Annotated in this window: 20 protein-coding genes; 13 read left to right on the top strand and 7 right to left on the bottom strand. The window is 63.7% G+C overall.

Annotated elements, in window-relative coordinates; translation table 11 throughout:
- Positions 1 to 39 precede the first annotated feature (39 nt).
- Entirely contained in the window at positions 40 to 4797 is a 4758-nt protein-coding gene (locus HAHE_RS08205) for a beta strand repeat-containing protein (protein WP_338690081.1), read from the bottom strand.
- Positions 4798 to 4967: 170 nt separating this feature from the next.
- Between HAHE_RS08205 and HAHE_RS08200 the strand changes: the two genes are divergently transcribed.
- The 11 genes from HAHE_RS08200 (at position 4968) to HAHE_RS08150 (ending at position 15487) form a co-directional block, all read left to right on the top strand.
- Complete coding sequence (locus tag HAHE_RS08200; protein ID WP_338690080.1) at positions 4968 to 7115, top strand: family 1 glycosylhydrolase; 2148 nt, start codon at positions 4968 to 4970, stop codon at positions 7113 to 7115.
- An 859-nt stretch (positions 7116 to 7974) separates the two neighbouring features.
- The gene (locus HAHE_RS08195) at positions 7975 to 9327 is read left to right on the top strand and encodes an NAD(P)/FAD-dependent oxidoreductase (protein WP_338690078.1); all 1353 of its coding nucleotides are present in this window, start codon (positions 7975 to 7977) and stop codon (positions 9325 to 9327) included.
- Between the two features lie 489 nt (positions 9328 to 9816).
- Entirely contained in the window at positions 9817 to 10422 is a 606-nt protein-coding gene (locus HAHE_RS08190; RefSeq protein ID WP_338690077.1) for a hypothetical protein, read from the top strand.
- Positions 10423 to 10515: 93 nt separating this feature from the next.
- The gene (locus HAHE_RS08185) at positions 10516 to 11085 is read left to right on the top strand and encodes an imm11 family protein (protein ID WP_338690076.1); all 570 of its coding nucleotides are present in this window, start codon (positions 10516 to 10518) and stop codon (positions 11083 to 11085) included.
- A gap of 122 nt (positions 11086 to 11207) precedes the next feature.
- Positions 11208 to 11705 (top strand): hypothetical protein, encoded by a 498-nt coding sequence (locus HAHE_RS08180; protein WP_338690075.1) that lies wholly within the window; start codon positions 11208 to 11210, stop codon positions 11703 to 11705.
- 45 nt (positions 11706 to 11750) lie between these two features.
- Positions 11751 to 12164, top strand: a complete 414-nt coding sequence (locus tag HAHE_RS08175; RefSeq protein WP_338690074.1) for a hypothetical protein — start codon at positions 11751 to 11753, stop codon at positions 12162 to 12164.
- A 272-nt stretch (positions 12165 to 12436) separates the two neighbouring features.
- A complete protein-coding gene (locus HAHE_RS08170; RefSeq protein ID WP_338690072.1) occupies positions 12437 to 12631 on the top strand; it encodes a hypothetical protein in 195 nt (64 codons plus the stop codon).
- Positions 12632 to 12797: 166 nt separating this feature from the next.
- Positions 12798 to 13055 (top strand): hypothetical protein, encoded by a 258-nt coding sequence (locus HAHE_RS08165; protein WP_338690070.1) that lies wholly within the window; start codon positions 12798 to 12800, stop codon positions 13053 to 13055.
- A gap of 33 nt (positions 13056 to 13088) precedes the next feature.
- The gene (locus HAHE_RS08160; RefSeq protein WP_338690069.1) at positions 13089 to 13442 is read left to right on the top strand and encodes a hypothetical protein; all 354 of its coding nucleotides are present in this window, start codon (positions 13089 to 13091) and stop codon (positions 13440 to 13442) included.
- A 78-nt stretch (positions 13443 to 13520) separates the two neighbouring features.
- Complete coding sequence (locus HAHE_RS08155; RefSeq protein WP_338690068.1) at positions 13521 to 14930, top strand: BNR-4 repeat-containing protein; 1410 nt, start codon at positions 13521 to 13523, stop codon at positions 14928 to 14930.
- The gene (locus HAHE_RS08150; protein WP_338690067.1) at positions 14927 to 15487 is read left to right on the top strand and encodes a GrpB family protein; all 561 of its coding nucleotides are present in this window, start codon (positions 14927 to 14929) and stop codon (positions 15485 to 15487) included. The genes HAHE_RS08155 and HAHE_RS08150 overlap by 4 nt, the downstream gene beginning before the upstream one ends.
- Positions 15488 to 16299: 812 nt before the next feature.
- Here HAHE_RS08150 and HAHE_RS08145 read toward each other — a convergent pair.
- The 3 genes from HAHE_RS08145 to HAHE_RS08135 form a co-directional block, all read right to left on the bottom strand.
- Positions 16300 to 16503, bottom strand: coding sequence for a hypothetical protein (locus HAHE_RS08145; RefSeq protein ID WP_338690065.1), 204 nt, complete (start codon positions 16501 to 16503; stop codon positions 16300 to 16302).
- Between the two features lie 148 nt (positions 16504 to 16651).
- Positions 16652 to 18808, bottom strand: coding sequence for a transglutaminase-like domain-containing protein (locus HAHE_RS08140; protein WP_338690063.1), 2157 nt, complete (start codon positions 18806 to 18808; stop codon positions 16652 to 16654).
- Between the two features lie 62 nt (positions 18809 to 18870).
- Positions 18871 to 20253: a DUF58 domain-containing protein gene (locus HAHE_RS08135; protein WP_338690061.1), complete on the bottom strand. Its 1383-nt coding sequence runs from the start codon at positions 20251 to 20253 to the stop codon at positions 18871 to 18873.
- Positions 20254 to 20424: 171 nt separating this feature from the next.
- Here HAHE_RS08135 and HAHE_RS08130 point away from each other — a divergent pair, with 171 nt between their 5' ends.
- Together HAHE_RS08130 and HAHE_RS08125 are read left to right on the top strand one after the other, a co-directional pair.
- Positions 20425 to 20901: a SprT-like domain-containing protein gene (locus HAHE_RS08130; protein WP_338690060.1), complete on the top strand. Its 477-nt coding sequence runs from the start codon at positions 20425 to 20427 to the stop codon at positions 20899 to 20901.
- Positions 20901 to 22046 carry a hypothetical protein gene (locus HAHE_RS08125; protein ID WP_338690058.1) on the top strand — a complete coding sequence of 382 codons (1146 nt, stop codon included), beginning with the start codon at positions 20901 to 20903 and terminating at the stop codon, positions 22044 to 22046. The genes HAHE_RS08130 and HAHE_RS08125 overlap by 1 nt, the downstream gene beginning before the upstream one ends.
- 483 nt (positions 22047 to 22529) lie before the next feature.
- Here the strand turns inward: HAHE_RS08125 and HAHE_RS08120 are convergent, their stop codons facing one another.
- From HAHE_RS08120 to HAHE_RS08110, 3 genes are all read right to left on the bottom strand, one after another.
- Positions 22530 to 23198, bottom strand: a complete 669-nt coding sequence (locus HAHE_RS08120; RefSeq protein ID WP_338690056.1) for a DUF2238 domain-containing protein — start codon at positions 23196 to 23198, stop codon at positions 22530 to 22532.
- A 63-nt stretch (positions 23199 to 23261) separates the two neighbouring features.
- A complete protein-coding gene (locus HAHE_RS08115; protein WP_338690055.1) occupies positions 23262 to 24749 on the bottom strand; it encodes a methyltransferase in 1488 nt (495 codons plus the stop codon).
- Positions 24746 to 25618: a type VI secretion system tube protein Hcp gene (locus HAHE_RS08110; RefSeq protein WP_338690053.1), complete on the bottom strand. Its 873-nt coding sequence runs from the start codon at positions 25616 to 25618 to the stop codon at positions 24746 to 24748. Before HAHE_RS08110 ends, HAHE_RS08115 begins: the two co-directional genes overlap by 4 nt.
- Positions 25619 to 25620: the final 2 nt, after the last annotated feature.

The raw sequence follows: 25620 nt of genomic DNA, 5'->3' as shown, positions 1-25620 counted from the left end.
CGGGTTTCCCCGCGGCCGCTGCCTTTATGAATCGCTCCGTCAGGGGTTGGTCAACTCCACACGGGCGAAGATCCTCGCTTCGGACGCCGGACTCACAGTCGCCTCAATGGTGACCAGCTCGTAGCCCGGTCCGTCGGCCACAACGGTCACCGGAGCCATCGTCACGGTCACCCCGCTCTCGGTGCCTCCGCTCGGAGTCCAGACCCCGAGAGCGGCCGACCACTCGTAGCTCTCGGTCAGTCCGGTGCGGTCGACCGGACGGCGGTGCACGAAGGTGAAGGTGCCGGGCCCGGTCTTGGTCACTTCGACCAACGGGCTTCCCGAGTTGTCGGGAGTCAGCGGATCGCTGTTGAAGAAGTACCACTCGAAGCCGTTCGGTATGCCGTCATTGTCGTCGTCGTCATCGAAGCCGCCGACCAGTCCCGGATAGTTGGCCGACACCCACGAATCGTAGGCATTGCTCAGCAGGGCGGTCAGCGTGACCGTCTGGCCGTCGTCGTAGTCGATCTCGAAGCTGTTCGAGCCGACCGCCACCGTCGCGCCGTCGGCGAGACCGGCGAAGGTGCCGCCGAGACTCTGGCCGGTGTAGTCGATGATCGTCAGCTTGGTGCCCGGGCTGATCGCCTGCGGGCTCAGCGCGATGTCGCTCAGGTCGAGCGTGACGTTGTTGTTGATGGTCACCGGGCCGCCGGTGACGACCAGCTTGTCGGCGCTCGGCACCGAACTGTCGATTTCGACCTCGAAGATCGAGTTGTCGGCAAACACGACATCGACCGTCGTCAGCGTGCCGATGCTCGAACCCGGAGCAAGCGTGCCGCCGTCCGCGACGTCCACAGCACCGCCCGCGATCCCGCTGCCGCCAAGCGTGGCGCCGCCGGTCACCGTGATCAGCCCGGTCGCCGCCGACTGGTCGCCGTCGATCAGCAGGGTCGAGGTGTTGTTGATGTTGGTCGGGCCGGCGTAGGTGTTCGTGCCGCTGAGCGACAGCGTTCCGTTGTCGCGGATGTTCAGGCCGCCCGCGCCGGAGATCACGCCTGCCACCCGGCCTCCCACGTCCGTGGGCCCATCGATCGTGCGGATCGAATACTGCACCGCATCGGGGAGGATGATCCCGTTCTGGAGGATCGCGGTGTGGGTGGCCGACGGGGAACCGAAGAACAGCGCGAAGTTCTGCGGATCCACCGACGGGAAGAATCCACCGACACCCCATTCGAGGTCGGCGCCCGCGCCACCGATGTTGATCGTGCGGTCGGCACCGACGGCGGCGAATCCACCGCCGTTGGTCCAGTTGAGTTCACCTTCGCCAGCGCCCACGTTGCGTTCGAGATCGGCCGCACCACCGTCGATGTTGCCGGCGATCTGAAGAATGCCGGAACCGCCGAACTGAACTTCCGCATTGGCCGGAAGCTGGCTTGCCGAGGCGACTTCCAGCACGCCGTTCTCCATCCGGAACGCTCCGTCGAAGGTGTTGGTGCCTCCGAGGGTCACGCCGTCGCCGACGAACACATTGCCGCTTTCGATCACAAGCGTGCCGCTCCCCGCGATCGGGACGTTGAGGTCGACTGCCACGCTTCCGTAGATGACCGACCCGCCGTTGGTGCCGACGGTGATGCCGCGGTTGGCGTCATCGATGACGAGCGGGGCGATCGCCCGGAGACTTCCGCCATCGAACAGGATGTGGTCCGCAGCCGGACTTCCCGGGGCCGTGCCGAGCCGGTCCTCGCTGTCGATTTCGAGGGCTCCCTCGGTCAGCACCGTCGCACCGGTGTAGGTGTTGGTGCCCGACAGGGTCAGGTCGGAGTCACCCAGCTTCCGGAGTCCGAAGCTTCCCGCCAGGTCGTTGGTCAGGTCGGCCGAATTGACGTCGGTCTGGAATCCGAGGAACGACCCCGCGTTGAAGGTGGCGTTGGCCAGCAGCGTGTCGATGTCCGCCGTGAGCCACTCCTGGGCCCAGCCGGTATCGATGGCGAAAGTGCCTCCCGCGTTGGCGGTGATCGACTGGGTCGCCGGATCGATATCCGTCGGGAAACGGAAGCGCATGATGCCTCCGTTGACCGTCGCGCTCCCGGTGTAGCTGGCGAAGCCGTTCTTCTCGAAGGCCTGCTCGCCCGCACCGTTCTTTACGAGGCTTACCGTACTTCCATTCTCGAGGATATTCGCGGTGTAGATGTGTTCCTGTCCGGCGGGGACATCGAGGGTCAGCACCGAAGGGCCCGCGCCCCGGTTGTTGATCCGGCGTGTGCTACCGAGCGTGTCGGGGAGTCCGGCCACCGTCTGGTTGAAGCCGTTCAGGTTGAACTCAGCGATGCCTGCGCCGCCGATTTCCATCAGCGCTCCGGCCGGCAACTGGTCGCTCGCCGTCAGGTCCATCTGACCTTGGAAGATCCGGGTGTTGCCGGTGTAGGTCTGGGCCACGCCGATGCTCAGCACGTCGGCGTCGTTGCCGCTCATCTGCAAGCCGTGGGGCCCGGTGATCGCGTCGGCGAGGGTGATCGAGCCCGGAGTGATATCGAGGCCGAGGTAGGCGGTCGGATCGAGGAAGTTGACCGTGCTGGAAACGGTCGGAAGGTCCGATGAGGCGAAGGTGGTGCCGTCGAACAGCACGGAGAAAACCTCGCCGGCCGCAACGGTGACACCGCTCAGGTCCGGTAGGGCGGTCGCGCTGCCGAGGATGATCTCGCCGTCGAGAACCTGAACCGCGCCAGTGAAGGTGTTTGTGCCGCTGAGGGTCACGCTGACCCCTCCGTCCACGCCGACGCCGCCGGTGCCGCTGATCACTCCGCCGTAGGCCAGCGATCCGCCGCGATTGAAGAGAACAATGCCGTCGTTGGTGATGTCGGTATTGCCAGCAATACTGCCTTCGTTGCCGTTGCCGTCGCCGATGCTCAGCACACCGGAGGCGCCGACCGTGTAGGAGTTCGCATCGGCATCCCCTTCGATGGCCAGCACGCCGCCGTTGACGGTGATGTCGTTGGCGATGGCATTGGGTCCCCCGCCGAATACGAGGATCCCGTCATTCACCGTCACATCGCCAGCAATCTGGATATTGCTGAGCTCTTGGGTTCCCGGCCCGTTCTTGGTGACGTTGAAGTTGCCTTTGTCCTGATTCACGTTGACCCCGAAGTTCGAGCCGAAGACGTAAGACTCGCCGTCAGCGACATCGATGATGAGGTTGCCCGCAGGTCCGCCGGAACCGGGTGCGGCGTTGGTGTCGAAATTGACCACCTGGCGGGTGTTGCTGCCTGAAGTGTCCAGCCCGCCGATCGTCTGGGTGTGGCCTTCCAGATAGAGCTTGGAGTTCGATCCACCGTTGCCGCCGATGGTCACGACCGTGTCGCTCGGAAGCGCCTCGTCGATGCCGAGCGCGAGCCTGCCCTTTCGGATCCGGGTGCCATCCGTGTAGTCGCTGGTGTCCGAGTTCAGGGTCAGGACATTGGCGAAGCCGTCGTCGCGACCGATCTGGAATCCACCGGTGCCGGTGATCGTGCCGCCGTAGCTCTTCGGGCTGTTGGAAATGATCAGGCTGCCGCCGCCGTCGAGTGTGATACCGCGATTGCTGTCGAGACTCGAGGTCGCGCCGAGGAAGAGCACGGCGCCATTCCTGAGGGTCAGGCTGTCGGCGACCGGCGACCCGGGAGCGGTTCCGAGCGCGCTCTCGTCGTTGATGTTCACCGTGATGCCGTCGATGGTCGTGGTGCCGGTGTGGGTATTCACGCCGTTCAGCGCGATCCCGGAAGAGCCGAGCAGTTCGAGATTGCCGGCACCGGTGATGATGCTGTCGACGTCGATCGTGCCGCCTCCTGCGCGGAACGTTCCTCCGCCGGCACCGATCGTGACTCCGCGGTTCGCGGGGATCACGGTGCCGGCATTGACTGCGAGCTCGCCGCCATCGAGGGAAAGTTGGTCAGCGACGGGCGCACCCGGAACCGCTCCCAACGCGCCATCGCCGTTGATGGTCATGTTGCCGTTGATCACCACCTTGCCGGTGAAGGAATTGGCGCCGGTGAACACGGAAGATCCGAGACCGAGGGTGTTCACCGTAATTCCGCCGCTGCCGGAGATGGCCCCGCTGTAGGTGGCGAAGCGTTCGTTCCACTGGCGGCTGAAGGTCACGTTGCCCGAGGGCAGGATCCAGTTGTTGGCGAAGGTCTGGTTGGTATTGCGTTCGTAGCGGAAGGCAGAGCCGTCGGCCATGCTGACGACGCCGAACTGGCCGATCGTGTTCGCAGGGCCGCGGACCGTGATTGGTCCATCGATCACGAGGTTGGCATTGGCGACCGACCAATCCGCGCCATTCGGATTCACGCCGGTATTGAAGGTTCCCGTGCCGGTGACGGTCAGGGTCGAGAGCGCCGCCATGGACAGGGTCGTGTCGTTGGCCTGGTCGTTGGTAAAGGTCAGGACGTTGTCGTTGAGGGCCCATGTGGATCCGTCGAGCACGGTGATTCCTTCGTTGTCGGTCTCGGCCTTGAGCACCACTGCCGATCCGAGTCCGGCATTCAGGGTCAGGTCGCCGACCGTGATGCCGGCACCGGTCGCGAGCGTGACCTCGCCGCCTGCGTCGGCGAACACGCCTTCGGTGGCGCCGGAGTTGTCCCACACCGCGTTGGCTCCTCCGTCCCACCAGTTCGCGGTGGTGGTGTCCCACACTCCCGCCCCGCCGAACGGGCTGCCGGCGAGGTCGGGATCCCAGGTCAGCTGGGCATGGAGGGAAGCGCACGAGGCGGCGCAGGCAAGAAGGGCAAGTCGTGTGACGTGGGCATCGGAGGCGAACGATTCGCTTCGATTGAATTTCATGGAGTTTTTGGCAGTTAGGTTTTGGCAGGCCGGGTTGGGTTAGGGCCCAACGGACAATGACGATCGGTCAGGGCGCGTTATCAAATTGTTGGCAAAACGCTTCGGCAGACCCGTCATGACGGACGAAATCCGTTGAAAATCCTGACGGGCGACGGAGGCTGGCGGCGTCGATGGGCTTTCCGTCAGATTTCTTGTTCGGGACTGCGAATGCCGATCACCAGGTCGAGGCACACGATCCTTCGCGCGAGGATGTTTGGGACCTGTGGGAGCGCAGCCAGAAGCTCACCGAGCGCGGCCGCGCGACCGATTTCCAGCACCGCTACGAGGAAGACATCGCGGCCGCCGCCGAACTTGGCTGCAAGGTATTCCGCTTCTCAATCGCGTGGGCACGGGTCGAGCCCGAGTGCGGATCTTTCGATCCGGAGATGCTCGATCACTACCGCAAGGTGGCCGACTGCGTGAAGGGCCACGGCATGCAGTTGATGGTCACGCTCCATCACTTCGTCTGGCCGCTGTGGCTGGAGCGCGACCACGGCGGGATGATCGGCAAAGGCTTTCCGGACCTCTTCGCCCGCTTCGCTGACCGCGTGGCGGAGGCCTTCGGCGACCGCGTCGACTGGTGGATCACCTTCAACGAGCCGAGCCAGCTGACTTTTGGCTACATCAAGCCGTGGTGGCAGAGCCGCTACTACATGCCCCCGGGGCTGCCGCGCGGTTCGGAAGTCGATGCCGAGGCGGAGGCGGTCGGACGCCTCATCCCCAACCTGTTCCGCGCCCATGCCCGGGCCCGCGGGCTGATCCGCACCCGCAATCCGGAGGCCCGGGTCGGCGTCAATCCGCTCGTCACCGGCTTCCCGCCTTGGCTGCAGAAGTTGATGGACTGGGGCGCGTGCCACCGCGGCTTGCAGGAAGCCCTGTTCAAGTTCACCAGCAAGGGCGCACTGGTCAGCGAGCGCGGCGATGTCGATCTGGTGATCGGCGGCATCAGCGTGGCCGACGAGACGCGGCATGAGTTCAGCGATCCGTACCTTCGGACCGGAAAGGCCGTGCTGGTCAGGGCTGACCACGCTTTCGGTTCGGTAGCCGACCTCGCGGGGAAGAAAGTCGGTCTGGTGGCGGTCGGCAACCAGGCGGAGGGCTGGCGCCGCGATTTGCCGGCAGGAACACGCAGGCAGGCGTTCCGGAACTACGATGATGCTCGTAGTTCACTCGAGGCAGGCGGCGTCGACGCTCTTTACGGTGATGCGTTTTTTCTGATGCCTCCCGAGCTTCGCGATCAGGACAGGTTCCGTTTTCTCGCGGAGCATCTCAGCGACGAGAACTACGTCGTGGTCGCGCCTCACGGTCATGCGCGGTTGGTCGAGATGGTCGATCGCGCGGTGGCTGATGTCGTGCCTTCGGAACACGAGGCCGGAGCGCCGGAACCGGTACAGCGCAAGGCCACCGTGCCGTGTTCGTTGCATGAGGTGTTCCGCGGCGAGGACAGCCTGCCGGAGCGGCTATCGAGCGGGCGCGGTGTGCGACGGGTGCGACGGCGCGGCAAGATCCGGATCGGCATCCGGACCGATGCGCCGGGATTGTCCGAGCACTGCGATGGCGACGGCTTGGAAATGCGGCTGGCACGGCGGATCGCCGCGGAAGTGCTCGGCGACGAGTCGAAGCTCGAGATCGTGCCTCTCGTTCCCGGTCGACGGCTGGAAGTCCTGACGTCGAAGTCGAGCTGGCTCAACTGGGCGTGGCGTTTCTGGGGCACGACCTGCCTGATCGCCAATTCGAACTGGTGGTATCTCGGAACGTCCGGCCGCTTGCCGGAGGAACTGTGCCCCGCGGAAGCGGTCGGCGCGCAGGACTTCGTCGGCCTCGACTACTACTGGGGTCTTCCGACGACCGGCCTGCACCGGTTCCGGCTGCTTGAGGACGCCGCCCACGGACGATTCCTGAAGGCACCGGTGTGGCCGCGCGGATTGTTCCATGCGCTTCGTCGTTTCGGCCGATGGTTCCCGGACCAGGACCTGTTCATCGTCGAGAACGGTTGCCCACCGAAGGCCGGTGGCATGAGCCGGGGCGGGTACATGGACGCCCACCTCGATCAGGTCGAGAAGGCGCTCGACGAGGGATTGCGGATCAAGGGTTACAACTGGTGGTCGATCACCTCGAACCGCGAGTGGGGTCATCCTTTCGATCCCAACACCGACTTCGGGCTCTACTTCGTCGACCTCGATCGCGACCCGGAACTCCGGCGTGTGCCGACCGATGAGGTCGACCGTTTCCGTGCATGGATTGCGAAAGCCGAATCCGCGACGAGCCAAGAACCGTAATGGACCGCGCGAGCCCACTCGCGCTACGGAGCAACAGGGATTTCGAACCGCCAAGACGCCAAGGGCGCCAAGGCCGGGGTTCTGCGGCACGAAGGGTGTCTCATCGGTCGGACGGGCTTCGGGGCGCGAGTGGGCTCGCGCGGTCCGCCTGTCGGCCCGGAGATAGGACTCCCGAAAACTGGATCCGGGAAACTACGCAGGCCGGAACAATTTCGATTCTTGCCGCAACTTTGGCCCATTGAGTGCTGTTAGCTCCCTGTCGCGACACGACTGCGGTCCGACTGAAATGTTCCAAGGGTTGATGGGTTTTCCTTTGGAGTTGATCAGTCGGACCGCTCTTTTTTTGTCTGGGATCGAAGTTCTGCCCCCCGATCGGGGGAGACGTGGAAGTGTGAGGCAAGGAAAGTGGAAGGAGCGTGTATTTTATTCGGCCTGAAACCGGTCTTGGCCCGCCGATTGCTGACCTGTCTTCGTCGCGACACAACAGGCGGTCCGATTGAAAAGTCAGCTGGGTTAATGGGTTTTCCCGGCGGCGGATCAATCGGGCCGCTTTCTTTTATGAGAGGTGGAATGAGTGTTCCTCATCGGTTCGAGGGAATTCCATGCGGCAGGTTGGTAGGTCGTTGTTAGAATGTGACGATGGCGACGAAAAATGCGGCCCGGCACATTTTGGCCCGCTGGTTGCTTCCCCGTTCTCGTCGCGACTGAACAAGCGGTCCGGCTGGATGTTTCAGGGTTCATGGGTTTCCCCTGCGGCAGATCAGCCGGACCGTTTCTCTTTTCAGCCTCAGGCTCCGGTGCAGAAACGGAACCGCGGGGGATTTGTCAGACCGCCCATGCTCGGCATAGCTTGGGGTCGATGGACCCAGAAACCCTGAATCACGATGCCGTTGTCGTCGGCTCCGGAACCTCCGCCTACTTCGCCGCCAGCGGTCTGAAGAAGGGCGGGCTCGATGTCGCGATCGTCGATGAGCGGCCCTTCGGCGGAACCTGTGCTCTGCGCGGCTGCCAGCCGAAGAAGTACCTCGTTTGCAACGCCGAGGCGGTCGCCATGGCGAGCCACTTGGTCGGCCAAGGGATCGTGGCGGCGCCGAAGACCGATTGGGCGGGCCTGCAGGCCCTGAAGAACGAGTTCCTCAGCGGAAAGCCTGAGCGGGAGGTCGAGGACTGGCAAAAGGAGGGCGTCGCGACCTATCACGGCCACGCCCGCATGACCGGACCGAACGAGCTCGCGGTGGGCGACCGGATCCTGCGGGCGAAGCATATCGTGCTGGCGACCGGAGCGACGCCGCGCTGCGCGGGCTACCCGGGGGCCGAGCATTCGGTTTTCAGCGACGCCTTTCTCGAACTCGACGAACTGCCCGAGCGGATCGTGTTTGTCGGAGGCGGTTACATCTCGTTCGAGTTCGCGCATGTGGCGATCCGTGCCGGAGCGAAGAGCGTGACGATCCTCCAGCGCTCGGATCGGGTGCTGAAGAACTTCGACCCGGAGATCGCGGAAGTGATCGTCGCGGCGAGCGAGGCGGAAGGCATCGACGTCCGCCTTGAGGAGTCGCCCGAGTCTTTGGAGAAGGTCGATGCGGGCTACCGGTTGGTCGGAAAGTCGGGGACGGTCTATGAGGCGGATCTTGTGGTCGAGGCGACCGGACGCGTGCCCAACCTCAGCGTGCTCGAGGGCGGCCAAGGTGGCGTGGATTCGGATGACGGCGGCATCAAGGTGAACGGCTACCTGCAGAGTGTTTCGAATCCAGCGGTGTATGCCATCGGCGACTGCGCGGCGACGCCCTACCAGCTCGCGCCCGTAGCCGACGCTGAGGGCAAGCTCGCAGCACGCAACATCCTCGAGGGAAACGTCGAGGAAATGGATTACTCCGTGGTGCCGAGCGCGACCTTCACGATTCCGAGCATCGGCTCCGTCGGACTGACCGAGGAGCAGGCCAAGGAACGGGGTCTCGACTTCCGCGTGAGGAAAGGGAGCACGACCGGGTGGCCGTCGGCCAAGCGGATCGGCGAGAAACACGGCGGCTACAAGGTGCTTATCGACAACACGACCGGTGAACTCATCGGCGCCCACCTCGCCCGCCACAACGCCGCCGAGGCGATCAACGTCCTCGCCCTCGCCATGAAGTTCGGCATCAAGTCGGGAGACCTCAAGGAGTTCATGTGGGCCTACCCGACAATCGTGTCGGACCTGAAGTACATGGTCGGCTAGTGTCCCGCGCGGCAAGAGCGTTGCCTTTCGCGCGAGAGATTTTTTCCAAATGCAAGGCGTGACGAGGGAGCAAATCGAGATTTGTGACCGAGGAACAACGCCGCATCTGGAAAAAAGATCCGCGCCTCGTTCGGCGGACGAGCGCAGCGAGCTGATTTCAAGATAACTTCCTTCATCCCGAAAGGTGACGAACTTGCCGCGCGGGACACTAGCGCTGCTACCCATCACGTTCCGTTGTTCCACAAGGTTCCACCGTCGTGATATCGCCTTGTTATCACGAATCGCGGTTTCACCGGGAAACTTCGAATCGTGCTTTCCGGTAGCCGGAGGAGAGAGCTCATCCCTCACCCGACGACTCGACCCACTTGCTTCGGCGGAGCAATCGCCACGAGATCAACACCTTGCAAAAGAAGCTGCTTTCGATCCCTCAAAATTGACCAACGCTTCGATGCCCCCTAGATTCGATACAGTACACAGTTCGACCAAGGAATGAATACGTTGGCGTTCAAGATCGAGCCCTGCCCGGTGGCGAATGACCATCAGGTGCGTCTCATCGTTGACGGCCACGACTGGTTCGAGGACGACGACACACTCGGCATAGATCCGCCAGAGTTCTTCGCGCAGGGCGCGTTGATCAGCGGAGGGATGATTACCGTTGGTAGATGTGGATGCGGAGCAGTCGGGTGCGACAACATCGAGTTTGAGGTCGAGCGCAAGAGCCCAGGAGTGATTTGGCGGGTTCGCGAGGGCGTCTCCTACGTCTTTCGCGAGTCTGATTATGATCGGCTGATTGAGGCAGCTTCATCGGACTTTTCATGGGAGGACGCCAATCGGACGGCCGAACGGCTCGTGGCCGATGTTCTCGCGGGAACTACCATCGACGACGGATTTCAGTTCGATTGGGCATCTGCAAGAGTCGGTCATGGCAAGATCACTTTGTCTTACAGTCGAGCCGGAGAGCAGCGCACCTTTGATTTCGGCTGGGACGGTGTCACGCCGGAGTCAGCAATTCCCGGAGCCAAGCGCTTCAAACAAACAAGGGTCGACCAAGGCGTGGGTGGACAACCCGCTACCCCGCCGCGAGTCGGAGATTGAACCGTGATCAGAACCCTTTACCCTGAGTCGGATTGGCGCTGCCGGTAGCGGGTGCCACCACTTCGACGCTGCAGAGAATCTTGTTCTTCCCAAATGGCTTTCCAGCTCATTCCTGATTTCGAGGGAGAATGCAGATTTGTTGACGATTGGCGCTCACCATCCAACTCGTGGAATACAGTCGTTCCGTCGAATGGGGTCTGGATCGATTCTGACTACACCTCCCAATTCGAGCTGGCGATTGGCCCGGGAGACTTCTGGCCGGTTTTTCTTCTCAATCCGCTGAGTTGGCCCCTCTTCCGCAAGGATTTCGTGGACACTAGTCTCGAGCTGCAGCGAGCGATACACCGGGGGGACGTCCAGTCTTTACCGATCCTCCTCAATGCTGCCGAAAAGCACCCTGAGTATCGTTTGATCAACGTGACGCGTCTCGTCCCGTGCCTCGACGTCCAGCGCTCCTGCATCAGCAGATTCGATGACGACCCGACCGAAGAGATCAGTGCCGTCAACCGCGCAGTCCTTCGCCGAGAAGCCAGTTCAGATGCGCCGCCGGTGTTTCGGGCGCGAGAGTTCCCGGTGATGCTCTTTGTGCAGGATGCCATGGCCGAGGAGCTTTCTGCTTGCCGCGAACTTGGTGCAGAACTCGTCCCCGTCGAGCTGAGCTAGCAACCGAGAGCCAAGCAAGTAGGAGATTGCGACGCTTCTCAGCGGCCTTGTTGAACGCTGAGTTTGGTGGTTTGCTGCTCACAACGGAATCGGTTCCGCCGCCATTCCTTCAACGTTGTCCTATGAAAAAGAAGACTGCTTACCTCGCGCTGGGAATAGGCGTGGTGTGCAGTCTGGCGTTCACTCCGGTCTTGGTTAGCTGGACACAGTCCGGGATGCTCGATGCGAGCCCTCAAGCACACTTCCTTGCAGGCGTCGGACACATTGTTGGCTGGTTTGGAGCCGAAGACCTACAGCAGCAGTCATTTGCCTCTGCCAACCGAGTTATTTTTGACAGGGTGATAGTGAGGATGGGGCCGGCCACAGAGGAAGAGATGGATGTGCTATACGAGAAGGCGTGCTCCCGGACGACCTTCAAGATTGGTGGGCTTATGACGACGAGGAATGACCCGCCGGGATTCATCGCATTTGAGATTCAACGTGATGTGGAAGACGAGTTTCGACGCGAGTTGCAAGCCGCCCTTGAAGGCTACAAACGCGCACAACAAAGCGGTGGAGGTTCGACGCCGATCACCGGCCGTGTCGAATCGAAATCGCCAGACGCGGCTGGATCTGATTGATTCCTAGCGGGCGCGGCGTGCGTCTTGCCTTCAACGTTCGGCCAAATGATGTACCGGCTCCTTCTATTCATTACCTTGTTGTCTGGCATGACAGGATGCACGGGGTTTCGTGAACCCATAACGACGGCAAAGGCGCAACGCGGGATCGTTGTTAACAGAGATACCGGAACCCCTGTGATTGGAGCGGTGGTAACCAGCAAGAAGGGCGATTCTTCGAGACAAACTGAAGTGGATCAGAGCGGGGAGTTCGTTTTGGATTCCTACCAAATCCGACACAATGGAGATGCAATTGACGATGCGATGCTGGCGGCAGCAAGGGAGCCATTGTTGATTCGCGCATCCAGCTCGGGCTTTTATCCCGCGGAGATGAGATTCGTGAACGGACCAAATACTCTCGACACAATTTTCCCCGACCGCATCGTGATCAAGCTACAGCCAAAAGCTTCGCTTCAAGAGTGAAGTGCATCGTTGGGAAGCCTCATGAAGATCTCGGCGGGAGTGCGATAGTTCTAGCGGTTCCTCGGTCGTCATTTTATCCAGCGCGGACTTGGGGAGACGCCAGACGAAGGTGGCGATGAGTTTCAACCTGAGCCGGGAGAGGCCTTCCGGTAGGAGACGCCCGTGGTGCTCCGGTTTGAAACGTCGGGACTGGAAACGGGTCGGGATTCTGTAGTCCCCCTGCGCCAGGACCCTGCTAGGGTGCCGGTGAACCTGCCAAACCGCCAAGACCCATGAAGAAAGCAATCGTTGTAGCAATGGACGTGAACGCGCTCAGTGGAAAGAAGAAGGAACAAGCTTCGGAGAGCGCGCTCGGTGAACTCAACCGGCATCTGGCCGAAGGATGGAATGTAATCCATTCGTTTCCCATGAGCGGAACTGGAAACCCCATTTGCTCTGCTAGTGTCGTGGTGCTTGAGAAGGATTGAGACAGATGGCTCCGGTCCACAGCGCATCCTGATTGCATGGATCGATCCGATCTGGCGCAAGTGCTGACTTCAGGAGCAAATGAGAGACGAGATGCAGACACCGACCCGGAGCACGGCAGAGCGGAAAGCATCTTGGGCGAGGATCGGCAGGTGGTCTTTTCCCGTGATGTGCGTCGGTGCTCTGCTCGCGATTCCCTACGTGCTCCATCTTTGCTGGGTCATGGGCAGGGCGATCTTGGTATTGGACGGTTCCGGTGCCGGCCCCGAGGTGACGATTCTCGATCACCCGGTTTGGTCGGTGCTTTGCGCCATCGGCGTAGCATTGGTCGCCGGCGGAGTATCGCTTGGCGCGCTGAGTCGGAAGGAATACCGGAAACTGGAGGAAGGCGTTGCCTCTGAAGACGAGAGAAACCAGCCGGACTGACGCCCTCGTTGGAGGCTGCCGACGGATACAACCATGAAACGAAAACGCGCGATCATTCTCAGCGGACTCGGAGTCTGCGTGCTGGCCTACGCCATTTGGTTGGGTCGCCCGTTCTATGTTCGGCCCGGGCTGTTGGTGGACCATCAGATCCCTCCGGAAGCGGAGGAGGTCGTTCGCGAGTGGTTCGAGGAGAGCGGAGGCTGTCCGCCGGCACAGCTGAACTTCGCCAATCTGCTCGAAGCGTTGAGTTCGCCAAGCGGTTCAAGCGTCGGCCACGCCGGCGCGATCCTTGAATCCGCGACTGAGATCCGGGTGGTCCACGATGGGCGGGAGTGGCATTTCGTCAAAGGTGTGGATGGCTGGGCGTTTGACCGTGCCGGCCCGTGAACCACCGAAGCACGAGCCGTGTCCCTTCAAGCCACACGCTTGACCGCTCCGGGCGGTTACGGTGAGAAACGTGGTGCGATGAGAACCTCGGTCTACTTCCGCTTGGCCGTATGCGTGGCTGCCGCCGCGGGAACCGCGGTTGCCGCCGAGCCCAAGGACGACGCGACGGACGTGCGGAGGATCGATGGCTACCAGGGTATCTGGTTCGATCTGGGCCAGCGTTCCGAGTTCGGCTCGAAGTATGCCGGCGGACTTGGGACCTACACGGCCAAGCACGTTCCGCTGGCTGTTCACGCGCCCGATGTCGGAAAGACCTTTTTCGTCTATGGCGGAACAACCCGCCCGGACGAGCGCCATCTGCTCGCGATGGTGTCGTACTATGACCATCGGACCGACCGGGTGCCGAAGCCGGTGGTGGTTCATGACAAGCAGGGAGTCGACGATCCCCACGACAACCCGAGCATCCAGATCGACGGCGACGGCCGCTTGTGGGTTTTTGTGAGCGGCCGTGGTCGCAAGCGGCCGGGCCACATTTACCGCTCGCAGCTGCCCCACGACATCGAGAGCTTCGAGCACCTCGGGCCTCGCGAGTTCACCTACCCCCAGCCGTGGTGGCGGGATGACGAGGGGTTCCTGTTTCTGTTCACGAAATACACGCGAGGCCGCGAGTTGTACTGGAGCGTGAGCGACGCTACTGGCGGCAAGTGGAGCGAGGATCGGAAGTTGGCCGGCATGGGCGGCCATTACCAGGTGAGCAACGAGCGTGATGGCAGGGTCGTGAGCGCCTTCAACATGCATCCGGGCGGGAACGTCGACCGGCGTACGAATCTGTACTTCGTGCAGACGGACGACGGTGGCGAGACTTGGCGGACTGCCGCCGGGAAGAGACTGGAGACGCCTCTGACGGATCCCGCCTGTGCGGCGCTGGTTCACGACTACCGCGCCGAGAAGCGGTTGGTTTACCTGAAGGACATCGGGTTCGATCGGGACGGAAATCCGGTCGTCCTCTATGTCACGAGTTCGAGCAGCAAACCCGGTCCTGTAGGAGCACCCCGAGTCTGGACGATCGCGCATTGGTCCGGGGAGTCGTGGGACATCCGAGAGGTCACGACCTCCACGCACAACTACGACATGGGTTCGCTCTACATCGAGGACGACGGCACTTGGCGAATCATCGCGCCGACCGGGAAGGGGCCGCAGGAGCACGGCGCGGGCGGGGAGATCGCGATCTGGACGAGCCGCGACAAGGGGCGGACCTGGAAAAAGGCTCGCGAACTCACAACGGGGAGCCCGCGCAACCATGGCTACGTGCGTCGGCCGGTGAATGCGCACCCGGACTTCTACGGTTTCTGGGCCGACGGGAATCCCGATTCGCTGTCGGAGTCGCACCTCTACTTCACGGATCGATCGGGCTCTCGGGTGAGATGTCTGCCCTACGAGATGGATCACGCCGAGGCGACACCCGCCACATTCGGGACCGGGAAATGAAAGTGGTCATCGTCCCCCATGACCCCGAGTGGGCGGAGGCGTTTGCATCCGAAGCGCGGAGAATCCGCATGGCGCTTGGTGCGGTGGTGGTCGAAGTCCATCACATCGGGAGCACGGCGATCCCGGGGATGCCGGCCAAGCCGATCATCGACATGCTTTTGGAAGTCCGGAGTCTCGATGACTTGGACGGCGCGACTGCGGCACTCGAGGCGGCCGGCTACGAAGCGATGGGTGAGTTCGGGATTCCCGGTCGGCGGTATTTCAGAAAGGACTCCGCGGCAGGAGTGCGGACGCATCAGATTCACGCGTTCGAACAAGGCAGTGTCGGTTGCGAACGTCATCTCGCGTTCCGGGATTACATGATCGACCACCCTGATGCCGCCCGGGCGTATGGGCTGCTAAAGCGGCAGTTGGTGGAGGCGCATGCAGGTGACTTGGAGGCCTACATCGACGGCAAGGATGCCTTTGTGAAGGAGCACGAAGCGATGGCCATCGGATGGAAGAAGGGAGCTACCCCGAGAGACTCCGCGAGCTGCGAGCCTGACCATGAAGCCTGAACGGATTCGAATTGGCTCCTTCGTGGGTGCCGTGTTCTTTCGCCCGGTGCGCCTTCTCATTCTCTTCTCCTGTGGGCTCTTGTCCTGCTGCGCGGACCGACCCGTCCGATTGCCGGCGTTTGTCGAGGGGAGCGCTCCCGAGGAATTCGATTCACGACGTGCCACGTTCGAGGAGCACATCCATCTGCTTTCGCCGTTCAAGGAATCGGTCCTGCGATCGGAGGCTTATCAGGAACGACTACGTGCGGGTTATCAGCACCCGAACACCCGCAGTCGCCGGGGCGAAGATTATGTTTTCATTCCCGGGCCGGTTGCCGGGGAGGAGGGGGATTTCTTTGAGCACAGTTACCAGCTCGATCGGGAGGCGGGGGAATTCACCACCGTCACCCGATTGTCGGAGAGATCCCGTATGACCTCCAGGTGTGCGAGGCGTGCGGATGGTTGGTGGAGGGAGAGTGTGGAGGTCGATCCACCGCCCCTTGGGAGCATTGTTCCGGTCGATGCGGCGAGGTAGACCGCTTGCCAAAAGTCCTTGCCGAAACGGGGTAGCTTTTTGGTTAGAACGAAAGCCGCTTCGCGGATCGGTTCTCGGGGTTCCGGCCTGCGGGAGCCAATGCCAGCGTTGCTCGTTGGTTCTGGATCTCGATCCACGCCCTCCTCGCGCCTTGGTCTTGGCTCCCGCAGGCTCGGCCGTTTCGGCAACTACATTTGGCAAACGGTCGATGGGTGACCCGCTCGAAGCGCCGGAGGACCTTGGGTTTTGGGCCGTGTCCCCTGAATCCGAGAGACGCTCCGGGCGGGCGCACCCGAAATCAGCGTCCGGCCGGTTGGTCGTTGTCGATCCAGGCGGAGGCGGTGGAGAAACCGATGCCTTGGAACTCGTAATCGTCCTCGGATTCGGAGGTGGCGACTTCGGCGGCCGGGGTCTCGGGCTCCGATGGGGAGTCCCGCAGGAAGTAGACGAGCGAGAAGGCGGTGGCGAAGAAGGCGATGGCGAGGAGGTCGAGCGTTTTCATGGCAGGGTGGGTGACTTGATTCGTCATCCATTCTGCCTGGCCGCATTTGCGCCTGATGCGGCGTTCGTATGGGGAAGGTAAAAGTTTGTGAGGGGAATGTAAGGAGCCGGGGTTGCGGACGGAGCGCCTGAAGCGGGGGGAGTGGATCTCAGGCCTGACGACGCGGGACGCGCTTGAGCTCGCGGCGGAGGGGGGCGACGAGGGACTCGAGGCGGGAGCGGAGGCTGTCGGCGTCGGCGGTCGGGTCGAAACGGAGCCGGCGGTGGATCTCGATGGCTTCGTCGAGCTGATCCGTGCTCGCCAATGCCGGGCGGACGTCGAGCAACCAGCGGCTCAACGGCGTGCCGAGAGGACGCTCGCCGAGGTGTTTGGTAGCGGGCTTTTCGAGCAGTCCGAGCGGCGACAGGGCGAGCGCGGCCTTGGCGGCCTTACGGTCGCGATACGGGCCGACCTGGCGTTTCGATCGCCAGAGGCGCCGGGCGGCGAGTGCCGCGCCCGCGACCAATGGCAGGCAGACGATGACGATGGCGATGGCCATGTTTCCCGGTTGGCTCCGCCAGACGAGGATGTTGTCGCGGAGGATCTGCCAGCGATCGAGCAGGCCTTGCCACGCGGGCATGTAGGGCGTTTCGGTGCCGGACCAGTCGGGCGGTGTCAGATCGACGTCGATCCACGTTTGGCGTGCCTCGTCCCACGCGGTGCACCATGCGTGACCGTGGGTGCCGCGGAGCAGCGCCTCGCCGCTGTCCGGGTCGCGCTCGACGACGGCGAAGCCCGTGGCGTACCGGGTAGGAACTCCGCATTCGCGAAGCAGGAACACGGTGGCGGTGGCGAAGTACTCGCAGTGGCCGCGTTTCGTTTCCTCAAGGAACAGCGAGATGAAATTGGCGCGTTCGTATTCATCCTGCGCCTTCGGATCCGGGAGGGAGAGATAGCGCGTGTAGGTGAACTCGCGGGCGAAATGGCCGCGCAGCACGGCCACCTTCTCTTTCAGTGGCAGGTCGCGGATGCCGAGCTGGTCGACAAAGCGCCGGATCGCCGGTTCCTCGTTATTGGGAATCTGGAGATCGGGCGATTCACGATCGGGATCACCGGGGTCGCTCCACGGAGGCAGGGCGGTGTCCATCGGGTCGCCCCAGAGGATGAGGGCATCGGCGACCGGGTGTTGCGGGTCGACGCGGAGCGAGCCGAAGGCGTTGATTTCGATGTTCTGGGCGGGAAGCACCATGCTTCCGGCATTGGCCGGCAGCGGGAAGAGGTCCTTTCGCGGGGTGCCGCCCCGCACCGTGAACTGCGGAAAAGCCGGGCTGGTGGCGGTGGTGGTGTCGGCGTTCTGGGCGGTGATCCGGAACGGGTCCTCGATGCCGACCGACTGAAGTTCCTGGAACTCCAGCGGTTCCGAGTCCTCTTCGCCCACCCGCTTCGGCAGCTTCGTGCTCCAGTAGGTGTTGAGGTAGTTGTTGTAGGACGAAACCCGCAGCAGTCGCGGCAGTTCGCCATGACGCGGGATCAGCCGCCACTGGATCTCCGGCGACTGCTTGATTTCTCCGAGGTCGCCGATGGCGGTGCGGGTGTGTCGGGAGTATTCAAGCGAGCCGAGCTGGTAGCGGCCGATCAGCAGGCGTTCATAGGCGTAGTCGAGAATCTTCTCTCCGGCGTAGCCGCCGCCGACGGCGGTGAGGAGCATCAGGCCGGCGCTGACCGGCTTCATGCGCTTGCCGGACAGCCGCGGAATGAACCACCAGATCACGAGCACCACCGAAGCGACGAAGAGGAATGCCGAGCGCGAGTGCTGGCCGAGCGAGGCCGAGATCAGCACCGAGCAGAAGTAGACGTGATCGAAGCAGAAACGGATGTCGCGGAACGGCAGCCCGTGCTTGCGGGAGTGCTCACGGCGCTTGCGCAGGAAGAGGGAAAGGTTTGCCAGCGACATGCTACGACGAATCCCGTAGCTCTGGACGAACTGGAGAGGGAACAGGATCACCGGCAGCCAGGTCATCGCGTTCGGCAAGGCGGAGATGGCCGAAGAGTCGAGCCAGACGACACCCACCGTAAGGACGAGCAGGAGGATCGCGACCTGCCAGGCGCGGAGGTAGGCGGGATTGCCGAACTCCCAGCGGGTGCGTGTCCAGTGTGCGGCCTCGACCGCCACGGCGATGATGAGGCCGATCAGCGGCCGGCCGGTGATGCCGCCCCACAGCAACAGGCTGGCCCCGAGCAGCAGGCGGGGTGCGGGCCGGGTGTCCGCCAACTCCCGGTCCCGTCGCGTCGGCGGGGATGTCGGGTTATCGTCAGCGCTTTTCACGGTGTTTCAATGTGGCTCGGTTTGCGGGCGCACGCTAGTGGAGATGGCGGCCGGAACCGTCATCAGAGCTTGTCCGGAAGTTTCATCAGGTCTTCGGCGAGGTGGCCGGACCGGACGAAGTGGGTGCGGGGACGGATGACGGCGGGCATTTCGTCGCAGACGACGATCGCGGCGATCTCGATGCCCGCGGCGGCAAGGCGCTGGAGGAGACGCGCGCGCTCGTCCGACCAACCCGAGAGCACCGCGAGGCAGCCGGCGAGGTCCTCCGAGTGGCGCATCACAAGCCGTTTGAGGGAATCGAACTCGGGCTTGGGCGACGGCTCGACGCCGGCAAGCACCTCGAGCAAGCCTTCGGCCCGCCCGGTGCCGCGTCCGGCAGTGACGACCTGCTCGCGACCGGAGATGAACATCAGCTCGATCAGGCACTCGCGCGTGTCGATGGCGGAAACGAACGAAGCCGCGACCGAGACGGCCTCCTCGAATAGCTCCTCGTCGCCGGCCTCGGGGAAGGTATCGAGAATCAGCCCGTGGCGCGGGTAGAAGCTGTCTTCGAGCTCCTTGATGATCGGCTTGCCGGTGCGTGCCCAGCTCTTCCAGTGGATGAGCCGCGGCGGGTCACCCGGCTGGTAGTCGCGGAGCGCGACGAACTCGCCCGATGGCCCCGTGTTCCGCGAGGTCGCGTCGCCGCCGGGCTGGAAACGTGCGGTGCCCGGGAGCTCGACGTTCGGCAGGCGGTGGCGCCGCGGCAGGATGGCGAGGGTGGCGTCGCCGCCGTCGACCTTCACGCTCCGCTGATAAAAGCCGAGCGGGTCGGGGAGCAGCAGGCGCAGGTCGTCGAGCGGGACCAGCCCGCGGCGGCGTGGGGTCAGCTCCGCGACGATCGTCTGCTGTTCGCCGCGTCGCAGTGCGAGGGATTCCTCCGATGGCAGCGGGTCGAAGGCGAGGCGCCGTTCGCAGAGCCAGTTCCAGCAGTAGTAGGCGAAGGCGCGGTCGAAGAGGTTGCGCTTTTCCTCGCCGGGCTCATGGGCATGGATGAACTGCTGCCGTGCCGGGCGCGGGTCGGGCGGCGACTCGAGCAGCCAGGCGTTCCGCAGCCCGCGCCCGCGGTTGGTGATGTGGTAGCGCAGCCGGACCGGCACGCCCGCGGTGGCATGCTGCGGGAGGTCGCGACGGATCTCAAGCCGGGCGCCGCGGAAGGGCAGCCAGAAGAGTGCGAGGCAGCCGAGCGTGAAGGCGAACGAGAGCAGGCGGAAGACGGCGTCGGACGCCTGGCCGCCGGCGAGGCAGGCGAGCACCACGCCGACCAGCAGCAGGCCCATCCCGGCCGGCCGGATCCGGCGGCGGAGGAAGTGGTTCATCGCGGTGCCGTGGCTGTAGAACGAGTAAAGCCACGGCCTCAGGCGGTTCGAGGCGGTTGGTCGTGTGGCGGGTGGCGGTGAACTCACGGCTGCCTGACTATCGCCGGTCCTGCGTCAGGCTCCAGTCCGGATCGTCGGTTTGCCATCGGGTGCCGCGGGTGCTAATCGGGCGGGGTGCGATTCGGGAGGTGGAAAGTGGAGGTGCGGGGTCTGCCCGACGAGGAAAGGACCCGCCTTGCATCGGCCGAAGCGCACCGCTTGGGATTGCGATCGCTGGCCTCCGATCTGCGGGTCGTGTGGAATCCCCGGCTGCGTTCGACCGCCGGACGCGCCTGGCCGGGGCAGGGAGTGATCGAATTGAACCCGCGCCTGCGGGAGTTTGGCGATGATGAGATCCGCCGGACGCTGCTCCACGAGCTGGCGCACCTCGTGGCCCACGCCCGCGCCGGGCGCAAACGGATCGCCCCCCACGGGCCCGAGTGGCGCTTCGCGTGTGCGGACCTCGGCATTGCTGGCGAATCGGCGAGGCATCGGTTGCCGCTCCCGCGGTCGCGTCAGAAGCGGCGCTTCCGCTACGAGTGCCCGGTGTGTGGCACCGGCATCGAGCGGGTGCGTCGTCTGCGTCGTGCCGCGGCCTGCTTCACGTGTTGCAAGGCCCACGCGGGCGGGCGCTTCGACAAGCGGTTTCAACTGGTGGAGCGCGACCATTGCGCGGCGACCGGGTTGGATCCCTGATGAACCGCTTTTCGAGAAACCTCGCGACGGTGTTGCTGGCGGTGGTGTGCGCAGCGGCGACGGTTCCGGCGGATGCTGCCGACGAGCCGATCGACATGCAGCGGGCCAAGGAGCTGCTGCAGAAGCAAAGGTCCGGTGGACAGCTTTCGGACGACGAGCGGGCCTATCTCGACCGGGCCAAGGAGATCCGGGCTCAGCGTCGGAACGGTGCCAATCCGAATACCCGTCGCGAAGGGGGTAGAAACGCGAACGTCGGCAAATCGTCGGTCGGGATCGAACCGCTTTGCTGCATGGCGGCGGATGCCGACTACCGGGGTGAGGACGGCGGTCTTTACGGCGGAGGGCGTAACACCCCTCCGGACTCGCTGATGGCGGCCTTTGCCAAGCAGGTTCCGAAGGTTCGGCCTCTGAACAAGAAGGGCGAGCCGGATGAGGAAGGGAAGATCGTGTTGCTCTCGATCGGGATGTCGAACACCACGCAGGAGTTTTCCGCGTTCCAACGGAGCATCGACACCGACCCGAGGAAAGCGAAGAGCGTCGTGCTGGTCGACGGTGCGCAGGGCGGCCAGTCGGCCAGCGAGTGGACGGTGAGGAATGCCGAGCGGACCTGGTCGAGGCTTGACGCCCGATTGGTCGCCGCCGGGGTGAGTCCGGAGCAGGTGCAGGTGCTGTGGGTCAAGCAGGCCGAACTGAAGCCGCTGCCGGACGAGATGGACAACGCCCGCGTGCTGCACGAGCACCTCGTCGAGATCCTCAATCGCGCGCAGGCGAGGTTTCCGAACCTGCGGCTCGCGTACCTTTCGAGCCGGACCTACGGCGGCTACTCGGGGAGGCATCCGGAGCCGGAGTCGTTCGCCACCGCTTTTTCCGTGCGTTGGCTGATCCGCGACCAGATCGCCGGCAAGCCGGAGCTGAGCTGGGATCCGGAGTCCGGTGAGGTGAAGTCGCCACTGGTAATGTGGGGGCCGTACTTCTGGGCCGATGGCGTGCGGCCGCGGGCGTCCGACGGGCTGGTGTGGAATCGGGAGGACTTCGTTGCCGACGGGACGCACCCGAGCGAGAGCGGCCGGGCCAAGGTCGCCAAGATGCTGACCGACTTCTTCACCGCCGATCCGACCGCGAAGGGTTGGTTTGTGGGGCAATAGCTGCGGAAGCCCGGCCAGCATCGGGCCACGGCGGTGCAGCCCCGGGTGACGGAGTGAAGCCCCGAAGGGGCGACGGCATTTAGCCACGGGGTTCACCCCGTGGTTTCGTCGCCGGCAACACGATCCAGCCCCGCGAGGGGTGTAGGCGAAGCGGTACGGGCGGGTGGATCGAATCTCCGCCTTCGCCCCTCCGGGGCTCGATGACCTTTCGGTGTGCCTGACCCCGGGGTGAACCCCGGGGCTAAATGCCGTCGCACCTTCGGCGCTCTCCGGGCGAGAGTGTGCGTAGGTTTCGACGCCGGCAACACGATCCAGCCCCGCGAGGGGCGTAGGCGAAGCGGTACGGGCGGGTGGATTGAATCTCCGCCTTCGCCCCTCCGGGGCTCGATGACCTTTCGGTGTGCCTGACCCCGGGGTGAACCCCGGGGCTAAATGCCGTCGCCCCTTCGGGGCTTGAGATGGCGGTGAGGCGACAATCGCCTCTCAACCGGGCGGAAGCTCGGCAGGTTCGCGGTGTTTGATGCGCAGGCTGTCGCGGAACTCGCGGGCGAAGTCGCGTTGGCAGCGGGCGTTGATCGCGGAGGTGATGAGCATCGCGATGATCGCGCCGAGACCTGCGAGCGCCATGTCCTTGTGGGCGTCCCATTCGTCGCCTTGGGTGCCCAGATACGCCTGACCAAGATCACCACCGAAGACCGATGCGGCGCCCCATTCGATCAACTCGTAGATCATCGAGGTCGAGAGCGTGAGATCCAGTGGAAGGAAGTATCCCCAGAACCCTTTCGCGTCCGCGATCCGCAGGAAGATCTCGCGCATCGGGTAGGCGAGCAGCAGTCCGTAGAGGAAGTGGACCAGCCGGTCGTAATGGTTGCGTCCGCCGTCTTCGAGGCCGAGCCAATCCCTGTATGGGACGTTCGAGTAGGAGTAGTGCGATCCGAGTTCGTGAAAGCAGAGGAAGATGAAGAAACAAACGTAGGAGACACGGGAGAAGGGAAACTTGCGGGCGGTCAGGACGAGGATGGGGACCGTGATGAAAACCATCGCGTTTTCCAAAAGCCAGTCCGCCCGCTTCAGCGGCGCGATACCGAGCGCGACCATCACCCCGATGAAGAGCACCAGCAGGACGGTGGCGAGACGCAGTGACTTGGGCACGATCCGATTGTCGCAGCGCAACGATGGGGTAGGCAAGGCTCCGCGTCGCCTCGGCAACGGCTCTCAATCCGCGAGTTCGGAGGGAATGAGGATGCCGTGATGCACCAGTTGGCGGACGAGGTCTCCGATCTTGTGCCCGATGTCCGGGATGTCCGAAAACTCCGGCTTTTTCCGGATCTCCGCGACCATGTCCGCGGGCGTGCATCCTTTGGCGCAGAGTTCCAACAACCGGAGCAGGTTCTCATCGATCTGGCCGTCGTAGGAGAGCCGGCAGGCACTCGTGAGCCGGATGGTCCGGCGGATCCAACGCCTCTCGAGCTCCATTTCCGCCATCGCCCTCATTTCCGGAACCGTTCGGTAGTGTTGATCGAGCAAATCGGAATGAGGGTCCCGAAGCCAGGTGCGGTTGCGCAGGACCCGGAGCACTTCCTCGCCGGCGCCGGGAGCGATGCTCTCGGCTGCCCGGGATTCGGTTTCCGTCCACTCCCTGCCGGAGGAGCACTGCTGCAGAACGATGAACCCGCTGCTGATTCGCCGGATACGATGTTCACCGTAGAAGTCGAGCCAGCGCCGCATCTCGCGCGCCTCGCCGGCACGATCGAAGCGGACGTCCCCGCGGATCCATTTTCTCGCATAGTCCGCGGGACTGGCGCACTCGGTTTGGAAAAGCCATCGCCGGACACCTTCCGAAGGGCTCCAGCGGAGAGGTGCTTCGGGCCAGTCGTCGTCGTCCGAATGGCACCAGTTGATCAGCGCCACGGCAATGCCGCCGGGAGCCAGATACTCCGCCACTTCCCGGAGGGCCCGCGCGCAAATGCTCTCCTCACCCGCGGCCGACTCACGGTGGATCAGGTGGCCTCCGGGAGACTGGACGTAGGGCAGGTTGGCGGCGATCCGGTCGAAATGTTCGCCTCGAACCGCCGAGAAGAGGTCGCCTTGGCGGAAGTCGATCCCCTCGGACGAGGACAGGCGCGCGTTGAAGCGCGCGAGTTCGATCGCGCGGGGATTCAGATCGGAGGCGACGACATCAGCGCCGCTGGCGCGGAACTGCTGGGAGAGCCACGCGATGCCGCAGCCGAGCTCGAGCATCCGGCCTTGCTCGCATGGCGGAACCAGGCAGGCGAGCAGGTGGGTCGATGGGCCCAGGCCCATCACGTAGTCCCCCGAGGGATCGTTCTGTCGCTCGGCGAAGTCACACGCGATCCAACCCTTTGAGCCCGGACTGACCTGGAAGCGGGAGCGAACTCCCTGGTCCGACTTCTCCAAGAGGCCGATGCGGTGGATGTCCTCCGCTTCGTTGCCGAGAAGGCCGACGACGTCTTCGGCTGGCAGTGTGTCACCGAGGAGGAAAAGTCGCACCGCGTTCGCCAGCCTCGAACTGGAAGGTAGAGTCTCCCGAATCAGGTGCCCTTCGCGAATCACGCGGGCCAGCGAGCCGAGGCCGATTGCCTTGCTGTTTCCATGGCTGAAGCCGGCCCGCGCCAGAGCCGTTCGGAACGGCTCGGGAGACCAGTCGTCCAGTCCTGTGAAACGGAAGGTGCTGTCACTCACGGTTCGAGGGAGACCCGGTAAAATCCGAGGGTCGCCGCGTTCGCGACCGCGGCGGTGGTCGAGGTGTCCGTCGCGGTCGCGGTGCCGATCTGGGTGAACGGCGTGGTCAGGTCGGGGCTCCGGAGGATCCGGTAGGTCTTTCCGGGCAGGCTGTTCCAGGTCAGCAGGAGCTGGGCGGCGTTGCTCGGATCCACCTTCACCGTGACCTTGAAGAACGACGCGCCGGAATTCGGATCGCTACCGACGAGAAACTCGTCGCCATTGTTCAGGCCGTCGCCGTCGAGGTCTCCGCCCGAGTCGTCGATTCCCACCACCAGGCCGTTGAGCGTTTCCCACGAATCCGCCATCCCGTCCCTGTCGCCGTCGGTCCCGTCACCCGATCCTGACGAGCTCGTTCCGGTCACGAGATCGATCGTGGCGAAGCTTGAATCACTAAGGGTGTAGTAGGTGAAGGTGATGGATTGGAAATCCAGTGTCAGGAATTCCTCGGGATCGCCGGCACCCTCTGACGACCACCGCGAAACGACCACGTCGTCCAGTTCGATCCGACTGAGAAGCACGCCCTCGACGGGCCCGTCGAAGTCGATCGTGACCGAGTCGGAAACGGTGGCGGTGGCGCAGGCTTGGAACAGGAGGGGCGATGACTTGTCGACCGGCTTGCGCAGGCTGACGGATCCGGGTGTTCCGACCACGAGCGGTCCGACCAGCTCGAAGCCGTTGACGACGATCCAGTCGGGGTGGACCGGATCCGTCGCTTCCCCCTCGATGACCGGATCAAACTCCATCCACGCGTGCTCATCCGCGGCGCCCGCCAGGTCGGCAGTCGCGAACGCGGCCATGACGGCCGCCGTCTGGAGGGAGCGGATCATCC

This window comes from Haloferula helveola (genome assembly GCF_037076345.1).
In the GTDB taxonomy this organism is placed as follows: domain Bacteria; phylum Verrucomicrobiota; class Verrucomicrobiia; order Verrucomicrobiales; family Akkermansiaceae; genus Haloferula; species Haloferula helveola.
The sequence above is the reverse complement of the archived record's forward strand: the minus strand, read 5'-3'. Positions and strand labels throughout refer to the sequence as shown.